The sequence below is a fragment of the Segatella copri genome (genome assembly GCF_009494835.1).
Lineage (GTDB): Bacteria > Bacteroidota > Bacteroidia > Bacteroidales > Bacteroidaceae > Prevotella > Prevotella copri_F.
This window is the reverse complement of record NZ_VZBE01000088.1, coordinates 50,914-71,482: the sequence shown is the minus strand read 5'-3', so window position 1 is coordinate 71,482 and position 20,569 is coordinate 50,914. Positions and strand designations below refer to the sequence as shown.

General features: G+C 46.1%; 11 protein-coding genes. 10 read left to right on the top strand and 1 reads right to left on the bottom strand.

The features are described from left to right. Window positions 1-555 precede the first annotated feature (555 nt). Window positions 556-783, top strand: a complete 228-nt coding sequence (locus F7D47_RS13915) for a DUF4248 domain-containing protein (protein ID WP_118067151.1) — start codon at window positions 556-558, stop codon at window positions 781-783. A gap of 141 nt (window positions 784-924) precedes the next feature. Here the strand turns inward: F7D47_RS13915 and F7D47_RS13910 are convergent, their stop codons facing one another. Then, entirely contained in the window at window positions 925-2,799 is a 1,875-nt protein-coding gene (locus F7D47_RS13910) for a sialate O-acetylesterase (RefSeq protein WP_437181610.1), read from the bottom strand. Window positions 2,800-3,193: 394 nt separating this feature from the next. On the opposite strand from F7D47_RS13910, the gene F7D47_RS13905 reads away from it, so the two are divergent. The 9 genes from F7D47_RS13905 to F7D47_RS13865 all read left to right on the top strand — a co-directional run bounded on the left by F7D47_RS13905 (window position 3,194) and on the right by F7D47_RS13865 (window position 20,568). Then, on the top strand, window positions 3,194-6,295 hold the full coding sequence (locus F7D47_RS13905; protein ID WP_228113341.1) for a SusC/RagA family TonB-linked outer membrane protein: 3,102 nt from the start codon (window positions 3,194-3,196) through the stop codon (window positions 6,293-6,295). Between the two features lie 19 nt (window positions 6,296-6,314). Further along, complete coding sequence (locus tag F7D47_RS13900; RefSeq protein WP_153086515.1) at window positions 6,315-8,111, top strand: RagB/SusD family nutrient uptake outer membrane protein; 1,797 nt, start codon at window positions 6,315-6,317, stop codon at window positions 8,109-8,111. Between the two features lie 118 nt (window positions 8,112-8,229). After that, the gene (locus tag F7D47_RS13895; RefSeq protein ID WP_153108158.1) at window positions 8,230-9,927 is read left to right on the top strand and encodes a glycosyl hydrolase family 8; all 1,698 of its coding nucleotides are present in this window, start codon (window positions 8,230-8,232) and stop codon (window positions 9,925-9,927) included. A 13-nt stretch (window positions 9,928-9,940) separates the two neighbouring features. After that, entirely contained in the window at window positions 9,941-10,645 is a 705-nt protein-coding gene (locus tag F7D47_RS13890) for an acetylxylan esterase (RefSeq protein ID WP_153086509.1), read from the top strand. 20 nt (window positions 10,646-10,665) lie between these two features. Next, a complete protein-coding gene (locus F7D47_RS13885) occupies window positions 10,666-12,156 on the top strand; it encodes a family 43 glycosylhydrolase (protein WP_153086508.1) in 1,491 nt (496 codons plus the stop codon). A gap of 50 nt (window positions 12,157-12,206) precedes the next feature. Next, entirely contained in the window at window positions 12,207-14,816 is a 2,610-nt protein-coding gene (gene xyl3A, locus F7D47_RS13880) for a xylan 1,4-beta-xylosidase (protein ID WP_153086512.1), read from the top strand. 12 nt (window positions 14,817-14,828) lie between these two features. Beyond that, window positions 14,829-17,306 carry a glycoside hydrolase family 31 protein gene (locus F7D47_RS13875; RefSeq protein ID WP_153086511.1) on the top strand — a complete coding sequence of 826 codons (2,478 nt, stop codon included), beginning with the start codon at window positions 14,829-14,831 and terminating at the stop codon, window positions 17,304-17,306. A 27-nt stretch (window positions 17,307-17,333) separates the two neighbouring features. Beyond that, complete coding sequence (locus tag F7D47_RS13870) at window positions 17,334-19,850, top strand: glycosyl hydrolase family 8 (protein ID WP_153108157.1); 2,517 nt, start codon at window positions 17,334-17,336, stop codon at window positions 19,848-19,850. Between the two features lie 13 nt (window positions 19,851-19,863). Then, complete coding sequence (locus tag F7D47_RS13865) at window positions 19,864-20,568, top strand: acetylxylan esterase (protein WP_153086509.1); 705 nt, start codon at window positions 19,864-19,866, stop codon at window positions 20,566-20,568. Window position 20,569 lies beyond the last annotated feature (1 nt).

The window sequence follows — 20,569 nt, the reverse complement described above, 5'->3', positions numbered from 1 at the left end:
TCAAGTGGCTCAGTTAACTTACTCAAGTGGCTCAATCAGCTTACTCAAGTGGCTCTGTCAGATTACTCAAGTGGCTCAATCAGCGAGTCCAGCCGTCTGAGTAAGCGAATCCAGCCGTCTGCGTAACCCAGTTCAGCCATATCCTTAACCCGACGCAGCCGCTTCAGTTGGTAAACGGAAGTACATCGTTTGTTTACCTCATTTGGGTGGGCAATGACTATCAGGGCAATTTAGTCTTTCAGAGGGTACCATGAGGGCCAATAATAGGTACCATAAGGGCCAATCATGTGTTTTCTGATATGCCCGAATGACTATCTTGGCAAATCTTAAAAATGCAAGACCTTGAATATCAGACAGTTAAATGCTATTTTTTCTTTCCTATACTATACCAAGTATATTATATATATACATTTACATCAATTACACTATACGTAATACGGGAAGAAAAAGATTTTTTTTTCGACAAATCAGCCATTAAAATGCATTTTTTCTCTTCAAAAAATTGCATAAGTCTGAAATAAATATTACTTTTGCAACATAAAAAATATAAAGCTTATGAATTATCCCCAACGTATGTACAGCAAGACCGAGCTCGGTCTGCTCTACTTTCCCGACACAACCGACGGGGCGACAGCGCGCCGTCATATCATGGACTGGATCAAGCGTTGCGAGCCCCTCTGGAACGAGCTGCAGCGCCTAGGCTACCAGAATCGTAGCCAGTATTTCCCTCCCCGCCAGGTATCCACCATCTTCGAATATCTGGGCGAGCCGGGGGCGGAATAGGGAATGTTGAATGTTGAATGTTGAGTGTTGAATGTTGAGTGTTGAATGTTGAGTGTTGAATGTTGGATGTTAAATAAAAAAACTCCTGAAGTTTGTTTCAAACAACTTCAGGAGTTTGATTATTATGTATTGATAGTTTGTTTACCATTTAAAGAGGTGAGGAACAAATTCCTTGAAGCAGCGGCGCCAGGTGAGCCACTCATGATGAGTGCCTGGTGATACATAAACATCGAGCTTGATGCCCAGCTCCTTCAACTGCTGTGCCATCTTCTCGGTACCGAAGTTCTCTTCCGAACCGCAGCCCATAAACATATAATGAATGTTCTTGTTGTATTTCTCTGCATCGGCAAAAACTCCATTGAAACAGGTCTTTACATCTACGCCAAAGAGTGCACCGCTAAAGGTGCCAAGGGCAGAGAACTTGTCCATGTGAGGCAATACCGTGTTGAATGTCTGGCAACCGCCCCATGACAATCCTGCCATCGCACGATGCTCGCGGTCGGTATAAGTGCGGAATGTCTTATCAACCATCGGAATCAGATCCTTGATAATCACATCATAGAAAGAAGCTCCATAGTGGCTGCGCTCTTCATCTACATTCTTGCCTGGACGGGCAACGAAAGGCTTCTTTACATCGCCACTCTCCATGACCACAATCATAGGCTCAGCCTTGCCTTCTGCTATCAGGTTGTCCATGATGTGCTGCATCATTCCCTGCTTGCTCCAGCCCGTTTCGTCTTCGCCCATGCCATGCTGCAGATAGAGCACAGGATAGCGCTTGGTGGTGTTGGTTTCATATTCGGCAGGGGTGTAAACCATGGCGCGGCGGAACTGCTTCTGGGAGGCTGCATAGTAAGATACTGAGCGAACCTGACCGTGGGCTACGCCCTGCTGAGGACGATAGTAGTTGCCTTCTGCTCCTTCTGGTACTTCCAGACCGCCTGCTTCACGGCAGCAGCCGAAGTAGGTTTCGCTGGCAGGGTCAACAACCTGCACGCCATCTACATTCAGAAAATAGTAGTGGAATCCTACTACCAGCGGATCGCTCACGCCGTACCAGTCGCCATCCAAATCCTTTTTCATCTCATATTGCTTGCCGCAGATGTCGAAGATTACTTTCTTTGCCTCAGGAGCATGGAGCTTTACATAAGCTCTGCGGTCCTTATCTACACGCGGATAGTTGCTGTCTGGAATGATTCCCTGCAGGGCGAGCATCATGTTTGCATAGCGCTTGCCCATGGTGCGGTAGCTTTCTGCAATGAAATGTAGACCGTCGCCACGCTGTGGACAGCCCTTTGAAGAAATGACGTGGGCTGTAGGAATGGTCTTGGCAATATCATCAACGATGGCGATATGTGCCCAGCATTTTCCGCCCATATCCTTCTGTACGGTTTCGCCTACGAGCAGAGGTACGTCTTCTGCCTTCAGATTCAAATCCTTCAAGATGTCGTTATATACAGTCTTTACCCGGTTAGGCCAGTTGGCATCTCCGTTGTTGGTTTCGCCCTGATGCAGGAGGATGCCCTTGATAACACCCTGCTTCTTGGCTATTTTTGCCAGTTCTATCAGTCGGGCGTATGGATTTCCGTTATACTGGGATGCAAAATTCTTCATCCAGTCGGGTTGTTTCTTGAGATAAGCCTTATAGGTACGCTTATCGAAGAGGTCGATGCTGGCTCCGCCCACGGCCACGGTGATGGTTCCCACCTTGATGCTGTCTGGCAGGTTATCCACCATCTTTTTTCCGAAATAGTCAACAGGAGTCAGTCCTGTAGAGGGTCTTGCCTGTGGCGGCACGGCGGTGTGCCATTGTCCCTTCTTCCATCCCGCCTTTTCATCATCCACGGCATACATAGCCTGGAATCTCGGGTTCACGCCCGTTCGGTCGATGTCTTCGATAGCCGCATTTCCTTCCATGTTCGACTGTCCGAAGCAGAGATAAATCTGAAAATTAGGATCAGGCTTTTCCTGAACCTTACTGCCCGTTTTCTGTGCCATCATAGGTAGGCACGCCATCGCGAGCATCGATGCTAAGATTGATAATCTATTCATAGTTTATATTTAATTAAATTATTAGATTGATTTTCATCTTCTGTTCTGTTTGCAAAGTTATGAAAAGATTTCCATACGTGCTTTGTCTCATATATCAATAACTTTTCCCTTTGTTATATAATAAGGTGATTCTTTTGTCTCAGGTTTCAGAATATGTTTCATTTTGTTTCTTTTGGGGTAGATGTTGTTTGTGATAAAGTATTTGTTACTTGAGATAAAATGCGTTTTAATGTTTTTATCTATTTTTGCGACGTGTTTCAGCATCCTTAATGAAATTTTAGAGAATTTAGGATGTATATATAATAATGTAATATTAAACAACTGACTAGTAAAGTAAAACTATTAATCTATTTTTAAGATGAAGAATTTAAAAATGATTGAAAAGCCGTTTGTTTTGCTATTCCTGCTCTGTTTGCTTCCTTTGGGAGTTTCGGCTCAGAGCATAGTGAAAGGTATAGTGACTGATCCAAGTGGAGAACCTGTGATTGGTGCTACTGTTAAAGTAGAAGGTAGCAAACTGGGTGTTGTTACCGACTTGGATGGTAAGTTTAGCGTTGATGCTGCTCCTGATGCAACATTGACTATTACCTATGTGGGTATGGAGCCTAAGACCGTGAAAGCTGAGGCTGGTAAAACCCTTTCCATTACCTTGAAGGATGATTCTAAAGTTCTTAATGATGTCGTTGTCATCGGTTATGGCGTTCAGAAGAAGAGCGACCTGACTGGTGCAGTTGCATCTATCAAGAGCGATGACATCAAGGGTTTGTCTGCTACCGATGCCGGTGCTGCCCTCCAGGGTAAGGCTGCCGGTGTGCAGATTATCAACTCGGGTGGTCCGGGTGAGGCTGCCGATATCCGTATCCGTGGTTATTCTTCCAATAGTGGTAATATCGGTCCGTTGCTCATTGTCGATGGTCTGAAGGTGGATAATATCCAGTACCTGGATCCATCTATGATTGAGAGCATGGAGGTATTGAAGGATGCCGCTTCTGCTGCCATCTATGGTGCGCAGGCTGGTAATGGTGTCGTTATCATCACAACCAAGACGGGTGCTGCCAATGGCGGTAAGGCTCAGATTTCTTACAGCAGCAAGTTCACCATCCAGTCGTTGGGAAAGAGGGCTGATATCTTTGATGCTCCTGAGTATATTGAGTATCACAAGTATTTGGGCGACTTGAACGATGATCTTCTGAAGAAGAACAATTATAATGGTCAGAACACCAACTGGTATGACGAGGTATTTGAGAATTCCTTGGCTCACCAGCATAGTCTCACCGTGCAGGCAAGCAATGGCAAGGGCCGTTTCCTCGCCAGCTTGAATATCCTGAACAATGATGGTATCGTTAAAGGTAGTAAGGATACTTATAAGCGTTTCACTGGTCAGATCAATGCCGATTATGATGTTTACAAGTGGTTGAACATTACTACCAATACATCTTTTGAAAAGTGGAAGACCAAAGGTGTAACTAAAGGTTATGGTTCATTGCTGAACTCTGTGGTTTCTATCGATCCTTTGACTCCAGCTTATATCAGTAATGTGGAGGATTTGGCTCCTGGCATGAAGGCACAGGTAGAAGCCGGTGGCCCAGTTCCAAGAGATCCAAGCCATAACAATGACTACTATGGTACTTCTAAATATGTAGAAGATGCTACTGGTAACCCTCTCTATCAGCGCGACCGTCATGATACATGGAATTCTGGTATCAATGTACGTGGTACCGTTGCTGCCAATATCAAGCCATTCAAGGGCTTTACATTTACTTCTCGCTTAGGTTATCGTATCACTCAGAGTAACTATCATAACTACGAGACTCCATATTGGTTAACATCTATGGCACATAGTGAAAACTATACCATTGAAGCGAATACCAATAATGGTTTGTACTATCAGTGGGAGAACTTTGCCAACTATTTGACAACAATCGGCAAGCACACTATTGGTGCCATGGCAGGTATGTCGTTTACCAAGAATCATTGGGATAACAGTTCCATCAGTTCTACAGGAGGTAACATACTCACATCTTATGAGCCAAACTTCCATTACATCAACTACTTGTTGGCTGATGCAACCAAGAATGTAGGTAACGCTCCTTTAGATGCAACAGAGTTATCTTACTTTGGCCGTGTATCTTACAGCTATGACAACCGTTACTTCATGCAGGTTAACTTCCGTCGTGATGCTTTCGATACATCAAAACTTTCAAAGAAGGCACGTTGGGGTAACTTCCCATCAGTTTCAGCAGGATGGGCTATCAGCAATGAGAAGTTCTTCAAGGACAATATAAGCCGTGATGCCATTTCTTTCTTGAAACTTCGTGGTTCTTGGGGTCAGAATGGTAACGTCAATATCTTGAGCGATTATCGTTATGCTTCTACCATAGCTCTTAATCAGAGTTTCTATCAGTATAATCCTTCTATCGGAGATGGTAAGCTGACTTTAGGTTCTAAGCCTTCTGGACTTGCTAACCCAGATTTGAAGTGGGAAACTTCAGAGCAGGTTGACCTTGGACTTGATGCGCGATTCCTTAACGACCGTTTGACTTTGGGCTTAGACTGGTATCGTAAGACAACCAAGGACCTCTTGATTGAAATCACTCCTATTCCAGAGATTGGTGTAAACACGAGAGTTGTTAATACAGGTAAGGTACTTAACTCTGGTCTTGATTTCGAGTTGGGTTGGAGAGATCACATCAAGGACTTTAAGTATAGTGTGACCGTAAATGGTTCAACTCTGAAGAATGAGGTGAAGGAGGTTTCTAACCTTGTAAGCCGTTTGACCGAAGTAGGTATCGATGGATTCAATAACCAGCTTAAGCCTACATTCGAGGCTGGCCATCAGGTATGGTATTTCCGTGGTTACAAGTATGCAGGTGTAGCCGAAGATGGTAGCGCTCTCTATTATAATAAGAATGGCGAAACAACTTCAGCTCCAACCGATGAAGATAAGCAGGATTTGGGCTCAGGTATTCCTAAGTTTACTTATGGTATTACTCTTAATGCAGAATATAAGGGCTTTGACCTCACCGTATTTGGAACAGGCTCTGCTGGCAACAAGATTTACAACTTGATGGTTTCTGCAGACCGTCCGTTGATCAATGGAATTGATACCTACTGGAAGGATTCTTGGAGAGCAGACCGCACCAATGCTAAATATCCTGATATGAAAAAGGTTGCTACAGACTGGAAGTTCTTCAGTTCTGATGCAGCTGTGTTCAGTGGCTCGTATTTCAAGATCAAGCAGATTCAGTTGGGTTATACATTGCCAAAGGCTATCTCTAGCGTGGCAGGTATCAGCAATCTTCGTGTATATTGCTCACTGGATGATTTCTTTACCATCACCAAGTATCCTGGTGCTGATCCGGAGACTGCTTCTATCAACAGTGGTGCTTCTCGTGGTTTTGATAATGGTACTTATCCAACTTCCAAGAAGGTGGTATTTGGTATCAATGTAACATTCTAACCTTTAATATTCAAAAACAATGAAGAAAATATTATTTTCAACAATATTGGCTCTTGCTGCTACAGGAACAATGACGCTCACTACATCTTGTGAGGATCAGCTTGACATTGAGCAGAAGGGTGTAATACTTACCGAGAACTTCTATAAGACCGATGCTGATGCAGAGGCAGCCCTCGTTGCTGCATACGAAGGCTTTATGTGTAATGTGGTGGGACGTAACCACGATGGTGGTGGCCCAAGTATTTATACTCCATTGAAACTGATACTCAATGAGTGTGGAGACGATGTGTTGGCAGCAGGTGCCAACTCTGGTGATAATACGTTTGGTATCATGCTCAATCAGTTCTATTATGATGCTGAGGCTGAAGTGCCAAAGCATATGTACACAGGCCTCTATCACTCTGTATATACCTGTAACCTTGTACTCGATCACTTTGCCAAGGGTACTACCGCTGTGCAGAAACGTTGCGCCGCAGAGGCTCGTGTGCTTCGTGCTTATGATTATTTTCTGTTGGCTAATCTTTGGGGTACTCCACCATTGGTAACTAAAGCTCTGGATCCTTCTGCACAGCCTTTTAATTGTGATAAGGATCCTGAGCATCCTATGAATCACCAACAGTTGATAGAGTGGATTGCGCAGGAATGTGAGAATGCTGCCAACGATTTGGATGAGCGTAAAAGTAAGGATGACAAGGATGGAGCAGTGAAGGTAACCAAGGGCTTTGCATATGCTCTTGCCGGAAAGGCTTACCTTTTCGCCGGTAAATATGAAGAGGCTAAAATTGCCCTTAAAAAGGTTATAGACTCGGAAAAGTATGATCTTGTTCCTGGTGAGCAATATGCCGACAACTTCCATATCGAGGGTGATGCCAACGAGGAGAAGGTATTTGAAGTCAACTTCGAGTATAATACAGGTAAGACCAATTGGGGTGGTATGATTCAGCGTTCTAGCTGGATGGAGACCAACTATTGGGATTGGCGTGCTGATCACTTTGTTGTTTCTCCTAACAAGGTTTATTGTGGCGGCGTTGATGGCTGGGGTGGCCTTGGCGTGCCTCAGTGGTTTGGTGACGAGTTCTATAAAAATGATGGTGATCACTCTTATCGCTTGAAGGCTACTTTAAAGCATATTGATGATGCGGTTTATCATATGCCTTACGGCAAGGATGAAATCGATAAAATGACTGACGAGCAGAAGAAAACCAGTGACAAGATTGGCATCAATGACCCTGTTCAGGGACTCTACGGCAACTCTACCTGGTTGGCGTTCAAGCAAATAATGAGAGCTCCTGATACTCAAGGCAAGAAATATGGTGATAACATTCGCTTGAATAATTATCTTGTCATGCGTTACGCTGAGGTTTTGCTCAATTATGCAGAGGCTTGTATTCAGACAGGCGATCTGGATGAAGCTAAGATATATATCAATAAGATTCAGGAGCGCGCCGGTTCAAAGACAGTCAGTGAAACTGTTGATATGGATGTGTTGAAGAAAGAAAAGTCATATGAACTTTGGCTTGAAGGCTGTCGTTGGTTCGATATCATGCGATGGAATGATACAAAGGCCAAGGAGCGTTTGACTAAGGCTGGTACAGTCGTGCCACATTTGTTTGATAAGGTTTTCAGAGCTCCAAAGGCAGACGACCAGGATGTAACTTGGGAGCATGGATCAGAAGCAAACAGCCGTTTCTATACGACCAACACTCCTGAGACTAATTTCAAGGTAGGTTTCAAGGAGGGCAAGCATGAGTTCTTCCCTTATCCACAGACCGTGTTGGATAAGAACCCTAACCTGAAGCAGAATCCTGGTTGGTAATCATGAAGTTGTTTTGTTAATATAGTGTTTTTAGTTTAAAGAACTATAGATTGTTTGACAATTAGGGGGCGTTTTGAAAAAAGCACCCCCTTTTTTTCTTCTTTAAAGGAATTTACGTATGAAAACATGGATGTGTGCCTTGATGCTGGCGTTATCGACAGGAGCTTCAGCGAACTTCAATCCTGACGGAACGATACAGAAGGTGATACCTACGCTAAGAGGTGTGGGATTGACGAAGGCTCGTTCGCGTATTCAGATTGACCGTTATTCTGCGCTGCAAGGCAAGGGTATTGGTATTGATTATCTGGATAAGAACAACTGCTTCGCCGGATGGAAGACTCTCTTCTCTAAATCGAATACAGCTCTTATATATAATAAGGTGGATTTCGGTAATGAGAAGGTGGAAGAAATCACCGTTCGTGCCAAGTCGGTTAAGGGCGGTGTGCTCGTAGTCAGAGCCGATGGCAAGAAGGGTAATATCATCGCTAAGGTGAAGATTCCGAAGTCGGCTGGCTGGAAGAATATCCGAGCCCAGGTGCTCCATGCTCCTCAGGGCGTTCATGCTCTCCATGTATCCTTGCAGAGTGGTGCCGATGTTGAGGTAGACTGGCTGGGCTTCGATGCGTTGCCTTGGGAAAAGGGAGCTTTCGAAACTCACCAGTATCGTAATCTCTTTGCCGAGATGGGCTATAAGCAGGCTGATATAGACAGGAAGGTGAACGAAGTGTTCAATGATGTATTCTACGGTAAGAACAAGGTTTATTTCGAGGTGGGCGATTCCATGGGATATGTCAGCGATATAAAGAACAATGATGTGAGAACCGAAGGCATGTCGTATGGAATGATGGTTGCCGTGCAGTTTGACAAGAAGGACATCTTCGACCGCCTCTGGCGATGGAGCAAAAGATACATGCAGCATCAGGAAGGACCTTATAAGGGCTATTTCGCATGGAGCTGCAAGACTGATGGAACGAGAAATGCGCAGGGAGCCGCATCGGATGGTGAGCTCTATTTCGTAACTTCGCTCATCTTTGCATCCAACCGATGGGGCAATGATACGGGCATCAACTATCTGAAGGAAGCGCAGCATATTCTGGATTGCAGCATGCAGAAGGTGGGAATGGACCGTACGGCTCCGCTTATCAATCTCGAACATCAGCTCATTACCTTTACGCCCGATCATTGGGGCGGGAAGTTTACCGATCCTTCTTACCATCTCCCTGCCTTTTACGAGGTTTGGGCTAAATGGGCTAACGATGGACGTTCTCAGTTCTGGAAGGAGTGTGCTGAGAAAAGCCGTGAGTTCCTGCATAAGTGCATCAATGAGAAGACGGGCTTGAACCCGGACTATTGCAACTATGATGGCAGTCTGATGAAGACCGGTCGGTTGTTGGGTGATGCTTTCCGTTATGACTCATGGCGTGTTCCAATGAACATAGCGCTCGATTATTCCTGGGCTTGCAAGGATAAGGAGTGGCAGCAGAAATATGCCAATACGCTGCAGAATTTCCTATATAGTCAGGGTATAGATTCTTTCCTGGACCAGTATAATGTAGATGGAACGATGGTAGAAGATATTCTGCCGGCAGGTACGGCTCCTAAGGCACTCCGCCATTCTATCGGTTTCGTTGCCACTGCGGCTGCGGCTTCATTGGTCAGCAATCATGTAAAGGGCAGGGAATTCGTCAGTCATTTCTGGAATGCCAAGCATGAGCCAGACAAGGAAGGTTTCTTCGATGGCTACTACGACGGACTGTTGCGCCTCTTTGCCTTCATGCATCTGAGTGGCCGTTATCAGATTATCGAACCTCAATAATAATGAATAGTCTATGAACAACTTTTTCAATAAAATAGTTAGATTGTTTTGTTTATGTGTATTCCTTTTTGGACATTCCTCTGCGGATGCCCAAAATAGGAATTTACCTGAAGACATCAATCCTTATTTCGGACCAGTCGGCAAGCAGCCTGTCATGCCTAATGCGGCTGGCTTTATTCAGAGATGGTTGCTCCTGGAGCCCATCTCTATGCCGGTCAAGAGCAATGTCGTTTTTACTGATTCTTATCTGAAGGAGATATTCCATACGCAGTATTTCCCTAAACAGATGGAAACAGTTCCTAAGGATGGAGCCGTCGTGAAGGTGGGCAAGGAAAAACTGAAATGGCATGCGCTGGACAGTAAACTGTTTAATGTGAAACTCTTCCGTTTCGCTACTTCATTTAAGAAGCCTAAGTATGGTGTCTTGTTCTGGGCGGTTACCATTATCGATTCCCCTGAGGAGATGAAAGACGTCCGCTTGTCTGTTGGCTCGAATGGTGCTTCCATGTGGTGGCTCAATGGCGAGGAGGCGGTGATGCTCGAAGGCGACCGAAGAATGGTTCGCGATGATGTGGTTTCTAAGAAACTTACCTTGAAGAAAGGTAGGAATATCCTTCGTGGTGCGGTAATCAATGGTCCTGGTATGAGTGACTTCTGTGTCCGATTCATCGACGGACAGGGCAAGCCTGTCAGAAACCTGTCTATTCACGTGAAGTAGTGCAATCAATAAAGAAAGTTATGAAACAGAACAATATATTTTTCAGATATTTTAGCCCGGTTGCTGCTCAGCAGAAACTTTATGCCGCTGCTTTGGTTGCCTTGTTGTCTTCCTCTGCTTACGAGGCAGAAGCCCAGGTTGGCGAACCTTTCATTCATGATCCTTCTACCATTGCCCTGTGTGATGGAAAGTATTATACCTTTGGAACGGGTGAAGGCGGACTCTGGTCGGAGGATGGCTGGACCTGGCAGGGTGGTGCTGTTCGTCCCGGAAGAGGAGCGGCTCCTGATGTGTTGAAGATTGGCGACCGTTATCTTGTAGCCTACAGTGCTACGGGTGGTGGATTGGGAGGCAGTCATCGCGGTGATGTCCTGACGATGTGGAACAAAACGCTCGATCCGAAATCGCCTGATTTCAAATATACTGAACCGGTGGTGGTTGCCTCATCCTTAGATGATGAAGACTGTGATGCCATTGATGCGGGCTTGTTGCTCGACCCTACTACCGGCAGACTCTGGCTCAGTTATGGTACCTATTTCGGATTTATCCGTCTGGTAGAACTTGATCCGAAGACGGGTAAGCGGATGGAAGGCAACGAACCCGTCAATATCGCCATCGACTGCGAAGCTACTGATTTGATTTACCGCAACGGCTGGTATTATCTTCTCGGCACTCATGGCACCTGTTGCGATGGTCCTAATTCTACCTACAATATCGTGGTGGGACGTTCGCGAAAGATAACCGGTCCATACGTAGATAATGTGGGCAGAGAGATGTTGCAGGGCGGTGGAAAGATGGTGATTGCAGCCAATAATCTGAAGACGGGTCCCGGTCACTTCGGACGCTATATCGAGGAAGAGGGTGTGGAAAAGATGTCATTCCACTATGAGTCTGATTTCAGACAGGGAGGACGAAGCGTCCTGGCTATCCGTCCTTTGTTGTGGAAGAACGACTGGCCTGTGGCTGGTGATGAATTTCATGCCGGAACCTACGAGATAGAATCGGAACGAAGAGGCTATGCCCTGGAGATTGCCGTAGATTTCGTGAGAATGCAGCGGGATATCGAACCTTTCTGGATCAAGCCAACCAAGCCTCTGAAGAATATCGAACCTCAGACCTTAAAGGAGGTAGAGGCAGAATGGCCTAAGGGCGAGGTGAAGGTGAGAATGAACGATTACATGTTCCGTCCTCATCAAAAGTGGAGCATCATGCCTGCCGGAAAGGGTGGTTATCTGGGTGGTCCTTATTATAAGATCTGCATAGAGGGCACTACTCGCTATCTTACCGCAACCATTCAGCATGATGTCATTGCTAAACCTGAGTTTACGGGTGAAGATGCCCAGCTTTGGCGCATCGAACAGCTCACCGATGGCACCTATCGCATCATGCCGAAGGCAGTGCCGGGCACAGAAGAGAAACTGGCATTGGTTTCACTCGGCGACTGTACCCCAGGCTTGGCTCCCTTCGATTTCAACAGCGATAATTCTAAATGGAATTTCAGGCAACAATAAATTCATGATGAATAACAATTTAATATACTAATAGCTTAATAGTAATTACAATGAACAAGAAAGTTATATACGCAGCTTTGATGTTTGTGCTGACTATGTCATCCGGCAATGCTTCTGCACAGCAGTTTCCTTATCAGAATCCAGCCCTCTCGGCTCATGAGAGAGCGGTAGATTTATGTGGTCGTCTCACACTGGAAGAGAAAGCTTCTCTGATGCTGGATGATTCGCCGGCTATCCCACGATTGGGAATCAAGAGATTCCAGTGGTGGAGCGAGGCGCTGCATGGTGTGGCGAACATGGGAGATGTAACCGTCTTTCCGGAACCTATCGGAATGGCTGCATCGTTTAACGACAGAATGGTGTATAGAGTCTTTGATGCAACATCTGATGAGATGCGTGCCAAATGGAATGAACTGCAGCAGAAGGGGGGAGATGTAACTCGTTTCCATGCCCTCTCAGTCTGGACTCCAAACGTGAATATCTTCCGTGATCCTCGCTGGGGACGTGGACAGGAAACCTATGGTGAAGATCCTTACTTGACCTCCCGAATGGGATGTGCCGTGGTGCGCGGACTGCAGGGACCTGAGGATACGAAATACCGCAAGCTCTGGGCTTGTGCCAAGCACTATGCCATCCATAGCGGACCAGAATGGGCTCGCCATACAGACAATATTACCGATGTTACACCGCGCGACCTTTGGGAAACTTATATGCCTGCCTTCAAATCACTGGTGCAGGATGCCAAGGTGCGTGAGGTGATGTGTGCCTATCAGCGTTGGGATGATGAACCATGCTGCGGCAGTACCCGTTTGCTCCAGCAAATATTGAGAGATGAATGGGGATTCAAATACCTGGTGGTTTCTGACTGTGGCGCTGTCACCGATTTCTGGGAGAACCATAAGGTTTCGAGCAATGCCAGAAATGCGGCAGCTAAGGGCGTGCTGGCTGGTACGGATGTGGAGTGTGGATATAATTATGTATATAAGTCGGTGCCTGAGGCTGTGAAGTATGGTGCCCTGACTGAAGAAGAAGTTGATAAGCATGTGATTCGTCTGCTCGAAGGTCGTTTCGACTTAGGTGAGATGGATGACAACAAGATTGTATCATGGTCGAAGATCCCTGTATCGGTGCTTTGCAGCAAGGCGCATCGCCAGCTCTCACTCGATATGGCTCTGCAGACTATGACGCTGCTCCAAAACAAGAATGAGGTATTACCTCTCGATAAAAAGGTAAAGAAGATTGCTTTCATCGGACCAAATGTGGATAACGAACCGATGATGTGGGGAAACTATAATGGTACCCCACGACAGACAATTACCATCCTGGATGGTATCAAGAGTCGTTTGAAGAAAAACCAGGTCGTTACCTTTAAAGGGTGCGACCTGGTGAACGACCAGACTTTGGATTCTTACTTCGACCAGTGTAGCATGGATGGCAAGCTGGGCTTTAAGGGTACTTTCTGGAACAACCGCAAGATGGAAGGCAAGCCTGTTACCATCACCCAGGAGAAGAATCCTGTGCAGGTAACTACCTATGGTCAGCATTCTTTCGCTCCTAATGTGAAGCTGGTGGGCTTCTCTGCAAAATATGAAACCGTGTTCCGTCCTAAGCAGACTGACAAGGTGTTGCTCGACGTGGCTGGTTGCGGTCACTATGAGGTTTATCTGAATGGTGAGAAGAAGGCAGAGCATTCTATCTGGCGCACTACCGAGAGTCGTATCGAGTTCCAAGCCGAGAAGGGCAAGGAGTATAAGATAGAAATACGATATGCTGAGATGCCTAATTATAATGCGGACATGAAGTTCAATATCGGGCACGAGAATCCTATCGACTATCAGGCTTCGCTCAAGCAGTTGAAGGATTGCGAGACCGTTGTCTTCGTAGGTGGCATCTCACCACAGTTGGAAGGTGAGGAAATGCCTATCCATGTACCAGGATTCAAGGGTGGAGACCGCACAGATATCGAACTGCCTGCCGTACAACGCAATTTTCTGAAAGCATTGAAGGCAGCTGGAAAGAAAGTGGTATTTGTAAACTGCTCAGGTTCGGCTATTGCACTCACACCAGAAACCCAGAGTTGTGATGCTATCCTACAGGCATGGTATCCGGGACAAGAAGGTGGTGAGGCTGTGGCTCGTGTACTCTTCGGAGAGTACAATCCTGCCGGCAAGTTGCCTGTTACGTTCTATAAGAATTCAGAGCAGTTGCCTGATTTCAAGGATTACAGCATGAAGGGCAGAACCTATCGTTATATGAACGATGCGCTCTTCCCATTCGGTTATGGTTTAAGCTATACTTCTTTCCGTATAGGCGATGCTCAACTTTCTGCTACTTCATTCGGAAAAGACGGAAAAATCACGCTGACAATTCCTGTGAACAATGTTGGTAAGAAAGACGGTACAGAGACGATTCAGGTTTATGTCAAGGATCCAACAGATGCAGATGGTCCGTTGAAGTCGCTCAAAGCCTATCAGCGTGTGGCAGTGAAGGCTGGTCAAACCGCCAATGCCATAATAACACTTGACAGCAAGAGCTTCGAACTCTTTGATGCTACCACCAATACCGTTCGGACTAAGGGTGGCAAGTATGAAGTATATTATGGTAATAGCTCTGCAGATAAAGACTTGAAAAAAGTCAATGTAAAATTAAAAATTAACTAAGTATTGTTCTCAATGGAATTTAAGAAAACAATAACCATGTTGCTGGTGGGACTTGCTGTCCCACTGGCAATAGCTGCTAATAGGGAAATAAAGGCAGTAAAGCCTATGGCTGTCAGCAACGGATTGGAAGTGGTTGACGGATTGTCACGACTGCGTGTAGAGTTTGTGCGTGCAGATATTGTTCGTGTGCAGTATCAGCCCGATGGGCAGTTGACGGGCAATGGTACTGACGTCTGTGTGGCTCATCGGAAAAAGAAGTTGCCTTTGACCTATAGCGATGACCTGTGGTCGGTCTCCTCCGATAGTATGACGGTCTGTATTGATGCTGCAACAGGCGCTGTCAGCTATTACGACCTGCACCATCGACTGCTGCTACGTGAGCATCCTCGCTGTCCGCGAAGTTCGGAGAAGGTCTGGCAAGAGAAAATTACCTATGATGAAACAAGCCGCCGTACTGCGCATACCGCCAATGGCGATGTGGCGGTGATGGACGTGTTGCGTCGCGATACTATCGGCAGCACCTTCCGCTATCGCACGTATTTCGACTGGACCGCCACCGAAGCCCTCTATGGACTTGGTTCCCACATAGAGAATTATATGAATCTGCGTGGCAAGAAAATGTATCTCTGCCAACACAATCTTAAGGCAATGGTTCCTGTGCTCAACTCTACCGCAGGCTATGGATTGCTCTTTGATGCTGGTTGTGCCATGGTTTATAATGATGTGGCAGACAGTAGTTATGTAGAGATGGAAGCGGCAAGGCAGATAGATTATTATTTCATGAAGGGAACGACCATGGATGCGGTAGTGGCGGACTATCGGTGGTTGACAGGTCAGAGCCCTATGATGCCACGTTATCTCTTTGGTTATACTCAATCGAAAGAACGCTATTGCAGTTCCCAAGAACTTCTTGACATAGTTGGTGAGTATCGTAAGCGCCGGATACCTCTTGATATGATAGTGCAAGATTGGAACTATTGGCCAGCAGGTCAGTGGGGACGGATGATGATGGATTCGAAGTATTATCCCAATAAACGTATGTTGGCTGATAGCCTGCATGCAATGAATTGTAGGTTGATGGTTTCTATTTGGCCTAATGCGCAATACTGTCCGCAATATGATGATTTCAATCGTCGTGGATGGATTTTGCCAGGCAGTTCTGTTTATGATGCCTATCGTGCCGATGCTCGTTCGCTCTATTGGGACTATGCCAATCGGGAGTTTTTTAGTAATGGTTTTGATGCTTGGTGGTGCGATTCATCGGAACCCATCGATGGCGATTGGAACAATCCAGTGCATCCTGGTTATGGTTATGACAACCATTTTGAACGTTGGCAGATTAATACCAAGGCATTGAGTGACGTGTTGGGTGCGGAACGTAGCCAAACCTATTCTCTTTATCATGCAATGGGAATCTACAATCATCAGCGTCAAACCACTGATAGTAAACGAGTGGTCAATCTAACACGAAGTTCCTATGCAGGACAGCAACGTTATGCCACCATCACATGGAATGGTGATACCTACGCTTCATGGAAAACCTTTGCCCAGATGATACCTGCAGGACTCAACTTTATGGCTACGGGATGTCCATATTGGACTATTGATGTGGGGGCATTCTTTGCAGGTCCAGATCGTTGGAATCGTTGGTTTTATAAAGGAGAGTATCCCGATGGATGTAATGATCCCGCTTATCGTGAACTCTATACCCGAATGTTCCAATATGCCACTTTCTTGCCCATGCTCCGCAGTCACGGTACTGATACCCCACGTGAAGTATGGCGTTTTGGCAAGCCCGGTGAACCATTCTACGAAAGTATCGTCAACCATATCCGACTGCGTTATTCACTTTTGCCCTATATATATTCAATGGCAGCAAAGGTTAGTAATGAGGGTTATACGATGACCCGAGCATTGGCATTTGATTTTGCTGCCGATAGCGCAGTATATGATCTTAAAGACGAATTTATGTTCGGTCCCGCCTTTCTGGTAGCGCCTATGACACGTCCCCTGATGGCTTATGGTAAAGCTTCCAGGCTGGTTTATCTGCCGCAAACAAAAGGGGGATGGTATGACTATTGGACTGGAATTAGGATAGAAGGTGGTCAAACAATTGATGCCCCAGCGCCTATCGACCATTCGCCACTGTATGTGCGTGGTGGTTCTATAGTGCCCATGACCGCTCCACAGCAATATGCCGATGAACATCCCGATGCTCCTTATATTATAAAGGTGTATCCTGGTGCGGATGCTACATTTACTATCTATGAAGATGCTGGTGACGGTTATGACTGTGAGCGCAAAGGCTATGTCACCTATACATTAAATTGGGATGACAGCCATCGTCAGCTATCTATATCTGCACGGAAAGGTAGTTACAAAAAAATGGTAAAGCGTCGCCAGCTGATTTTTGTAATGCCTGATGGCAATCAACAAACGATGGTTTATGACGGAAAGAAAACAATAGTGACACTAATTGCAAACAACTGATAATACTACTTGAATAAAAATTTGCGTATGAAAACATGGATGTGTGCAATGTTGATGACAATGTCGGTAGGAGCATCAGCCCAAAACCCGATTATCAGCGGACAGTATTCTGCTGATCCTACGGCTCGCGTATTCAACGAGAAGGTATATCTTTATCCTTCTCATGACATTCCGAGTCCTATCGAGAAACTGAAGGAATGGTTCTGCATGGCAGATTATCACGTTTTCTCTTCTACCAATCTTACTGAGTGGCAGGATCATGGAGTCATCGTTTCGCAGGATAAAGTACCTTGGGTACAGGATGGAAGCTATACGATGTGGGCTCCTGATTGTGTGGAGAAAGATGGTAAATATTACTTCTATTTCCCTGCCGCTCCGAAAGGGGAGGAGAAGGGATTCGGAATAGGTGTGGCTGTTGCCGACCAACCGGAAGGACCATTTATGCCGATGTGGAAACCTATAGAGGGGGTTCATGGTATAGACCCTTGTGTGTTGATAGATAAAGACGGACAAGCTTATATCTACTGGGCTGGAGCTGGTTTGCACATGGCTAAGCTGAAACCAAACATGACGGAACTTGCCTCGGAGCCCAAACTGGTAGAGGGATTGCCTGAGGGATTCAAGGAAGGACCGTTTGCTTTCGAGCGTAACGGCAAATATTATTTCACCTTCCCTTGGGTACGTGAAAAGAATGGAACCGAAACGCTGGCTTATGCCATGGCTGACCATCCGATGGGACCTTTCACGTTCAAGGGCATCATCATGGATGAGTCGCCTACGAAGTGCTGGACCAACCATCACAGCATCGTGGAATATCAGGGACAGTGGTATCTCTTCTATCATCATAATGATTATTCGCCTAAGTTCGACAAGAACCGCTCGGTGCGAATCGACTCTCTGAACTTCAATCCTGACGGAACGATACAGAAGGTGATACCTACGCTAAGAGGTGTGGGATTGACCAAGGCTCGTTCGCGCATTCAGATAGACCGCTATTCTGCGCTGCAAGGCAAGGGTATTGGTATTGAATATCTGGATAAAAACAATTGTTTTGCCGGATGGAAAACTCTCTTCTCTCAATCGAATACAGCTCTTATATATAATAAGGTGGATTTTGGTAACGAGAAGGTGGAAGAAATCACCGTTCGTGCCAAGTCGGTTAAGGGCGGTGTGCTCGTAGTCAGAGCCGATGGCAAGAAGGGCAATATCATCGCTAAGGTGAAGATTCCGAAGTCGGCAGGCTGGAAGAATGTCCGTGCCCAGGTGCTCCATGCTCCTCAGGGCGTTCATGCTCTCCATGTATCCTTGCAGAGTGGAGCCGATGTTGAGGTTGACTGGCTGGGCTTTGATGCGTTGCCTTGGGAAAAGGGAGCTTTCGAAACTCACCGGTATCGTAATCTCTTTGCCGAAATGGGCTATAAGCAGGCTGATATAGACAGGAAGGTGAACGAAGTGTTCAATGATGTATTCTACGGTAAGAACAAGGTTTATTTCGAGGTGGGCGATTCCATGGGATATGTCAGCGATATAAAGAACAATGATGTGAGAACCGAAGGCATGTCGTATGGAATGATGGTTGCCGTGCAGTTTGACAAGAAGGACATCTTCGACCGCCTCTGGCGATGGAGCAAAAGATACATGCAGCATCAGGAAGGACCTTATAAGGGCTATTTCGCATGGAGCTGCAAGACTGATGGAACGAGAAATGCGCAGGGAGCCGCATCGGATGGTGAGCTCTATTTCGTAACTTCGCTCATCTTTGCATCCAACCGATGGGGCAATGATACGGGCATCAACTATCTGAAGGAAGCGCAGCATATTCTGGATTGCAGCATGCAGAAGGTGGGAATGGACCGTACGGCTCCGCTTATCAATCTCGAACATCAGCTCATTACCTTTACGCCCGATCATTGGGGCGGGAAGTTTACCGATCCTTCTTACCATCTCCCTGCCTTTTACGAGGTTTGGGCTAAATGGGCTAACGATGGACGTTCTCAGTTCTGGAAGGAGTGTGCTGAGAAAAGCCGTGAGTTCCTGCATAAGTGCATCAATGAGAAGACGGGCTTGAACCCGGACTATTGCAACTATGATGGCAGTCTGATGAAGACCGGTCGGTTGTTGGGTGATGCTTTCCGTTATGACTCATGGCGTGTTCCAATGAACATAGCGCTCGATTATTCCTGGGCTTGCAAGGATAAGGAGTGGCAGCAGAAATATGCCAATACGCTGCAGAATTTCCTGTATAGTCAGGGTATAGATTCTTTCCTGGACCAGTATAATGTAGATGGAACGATGGTAGAAGATATTCTGCCGGCAGGTACGGCTCCTAAGGCACTCCGCCATTCTATCGGTTTCGTTGCCACTGCGGCTGCGGCTTCATTGGTCAGCAATCATGTAAAGGGCAGGGAATTCGTCAGTCATTTCTGGAATGCCAAGCATGAGCCAGACAAGGAAGGTTTCTTCGATGGCTACTACGACGGACTGTTGCGCCTCTTTGCCTTCATGCATCTGAGTGGCCGTTATCAGATTATCGAACCTCAATAATAATGAATAGTCTATGAACAACTTTTTCAATAAAATAGTTAGATTGTTTTGTTTATGTGTATTCCTTTTTGGACATTCCTCTGCGGATGCCCAAAATAGGAATTTACCTGAAGACATCAATCCTTATTTCGGACCAGTCGGCAAGCAGCCTGTCATGCCTAATGCGGCTGGCTTTATTCAGAGATGGTTGCTCCTGGAGCCCATCTCTATGCCGGTCAAGAGCAATGTCGTTTTTACTGATTCTTATCTGAAGGAGATATTCCATACGCAGTATTTCCCTAAACAGATGGAAACAGTTCCTAAGGATGGAGCCGTCGTGAAGGTGGGCAAGGAAAAACTGAAATGGCATGCGCTGGACAGTAAACTGTTTAATGTGAAACTCTTCCGTTTCGCTACTTCATTTAAGAAGCCTAAGTATGGTGTCTTGTTCTGGGCGGTTACCATTATCGATTCCCCTGAGGAGATGAAAGACGTCCGCTTGTCTGTTGGCTCGAATGGTGCTTCCATGTGGTGGCTCAATGGCGAGGAGGCGGTGATGCTCGAAGGCGACCGAAGAATGGTTCGCGATGATGTGGTTTCTAAGAAACTTACCTTGAAGAAAGGTAGGAATATCCTTCGTGGTGCGGTAATCAATGGTCCTGGTATGAGTGACTTCTGTGTCCGATTCATCGACGGACAGGGCAAGCCTGTCAGAAACCTGTCTATTCACGTGAAGTAGT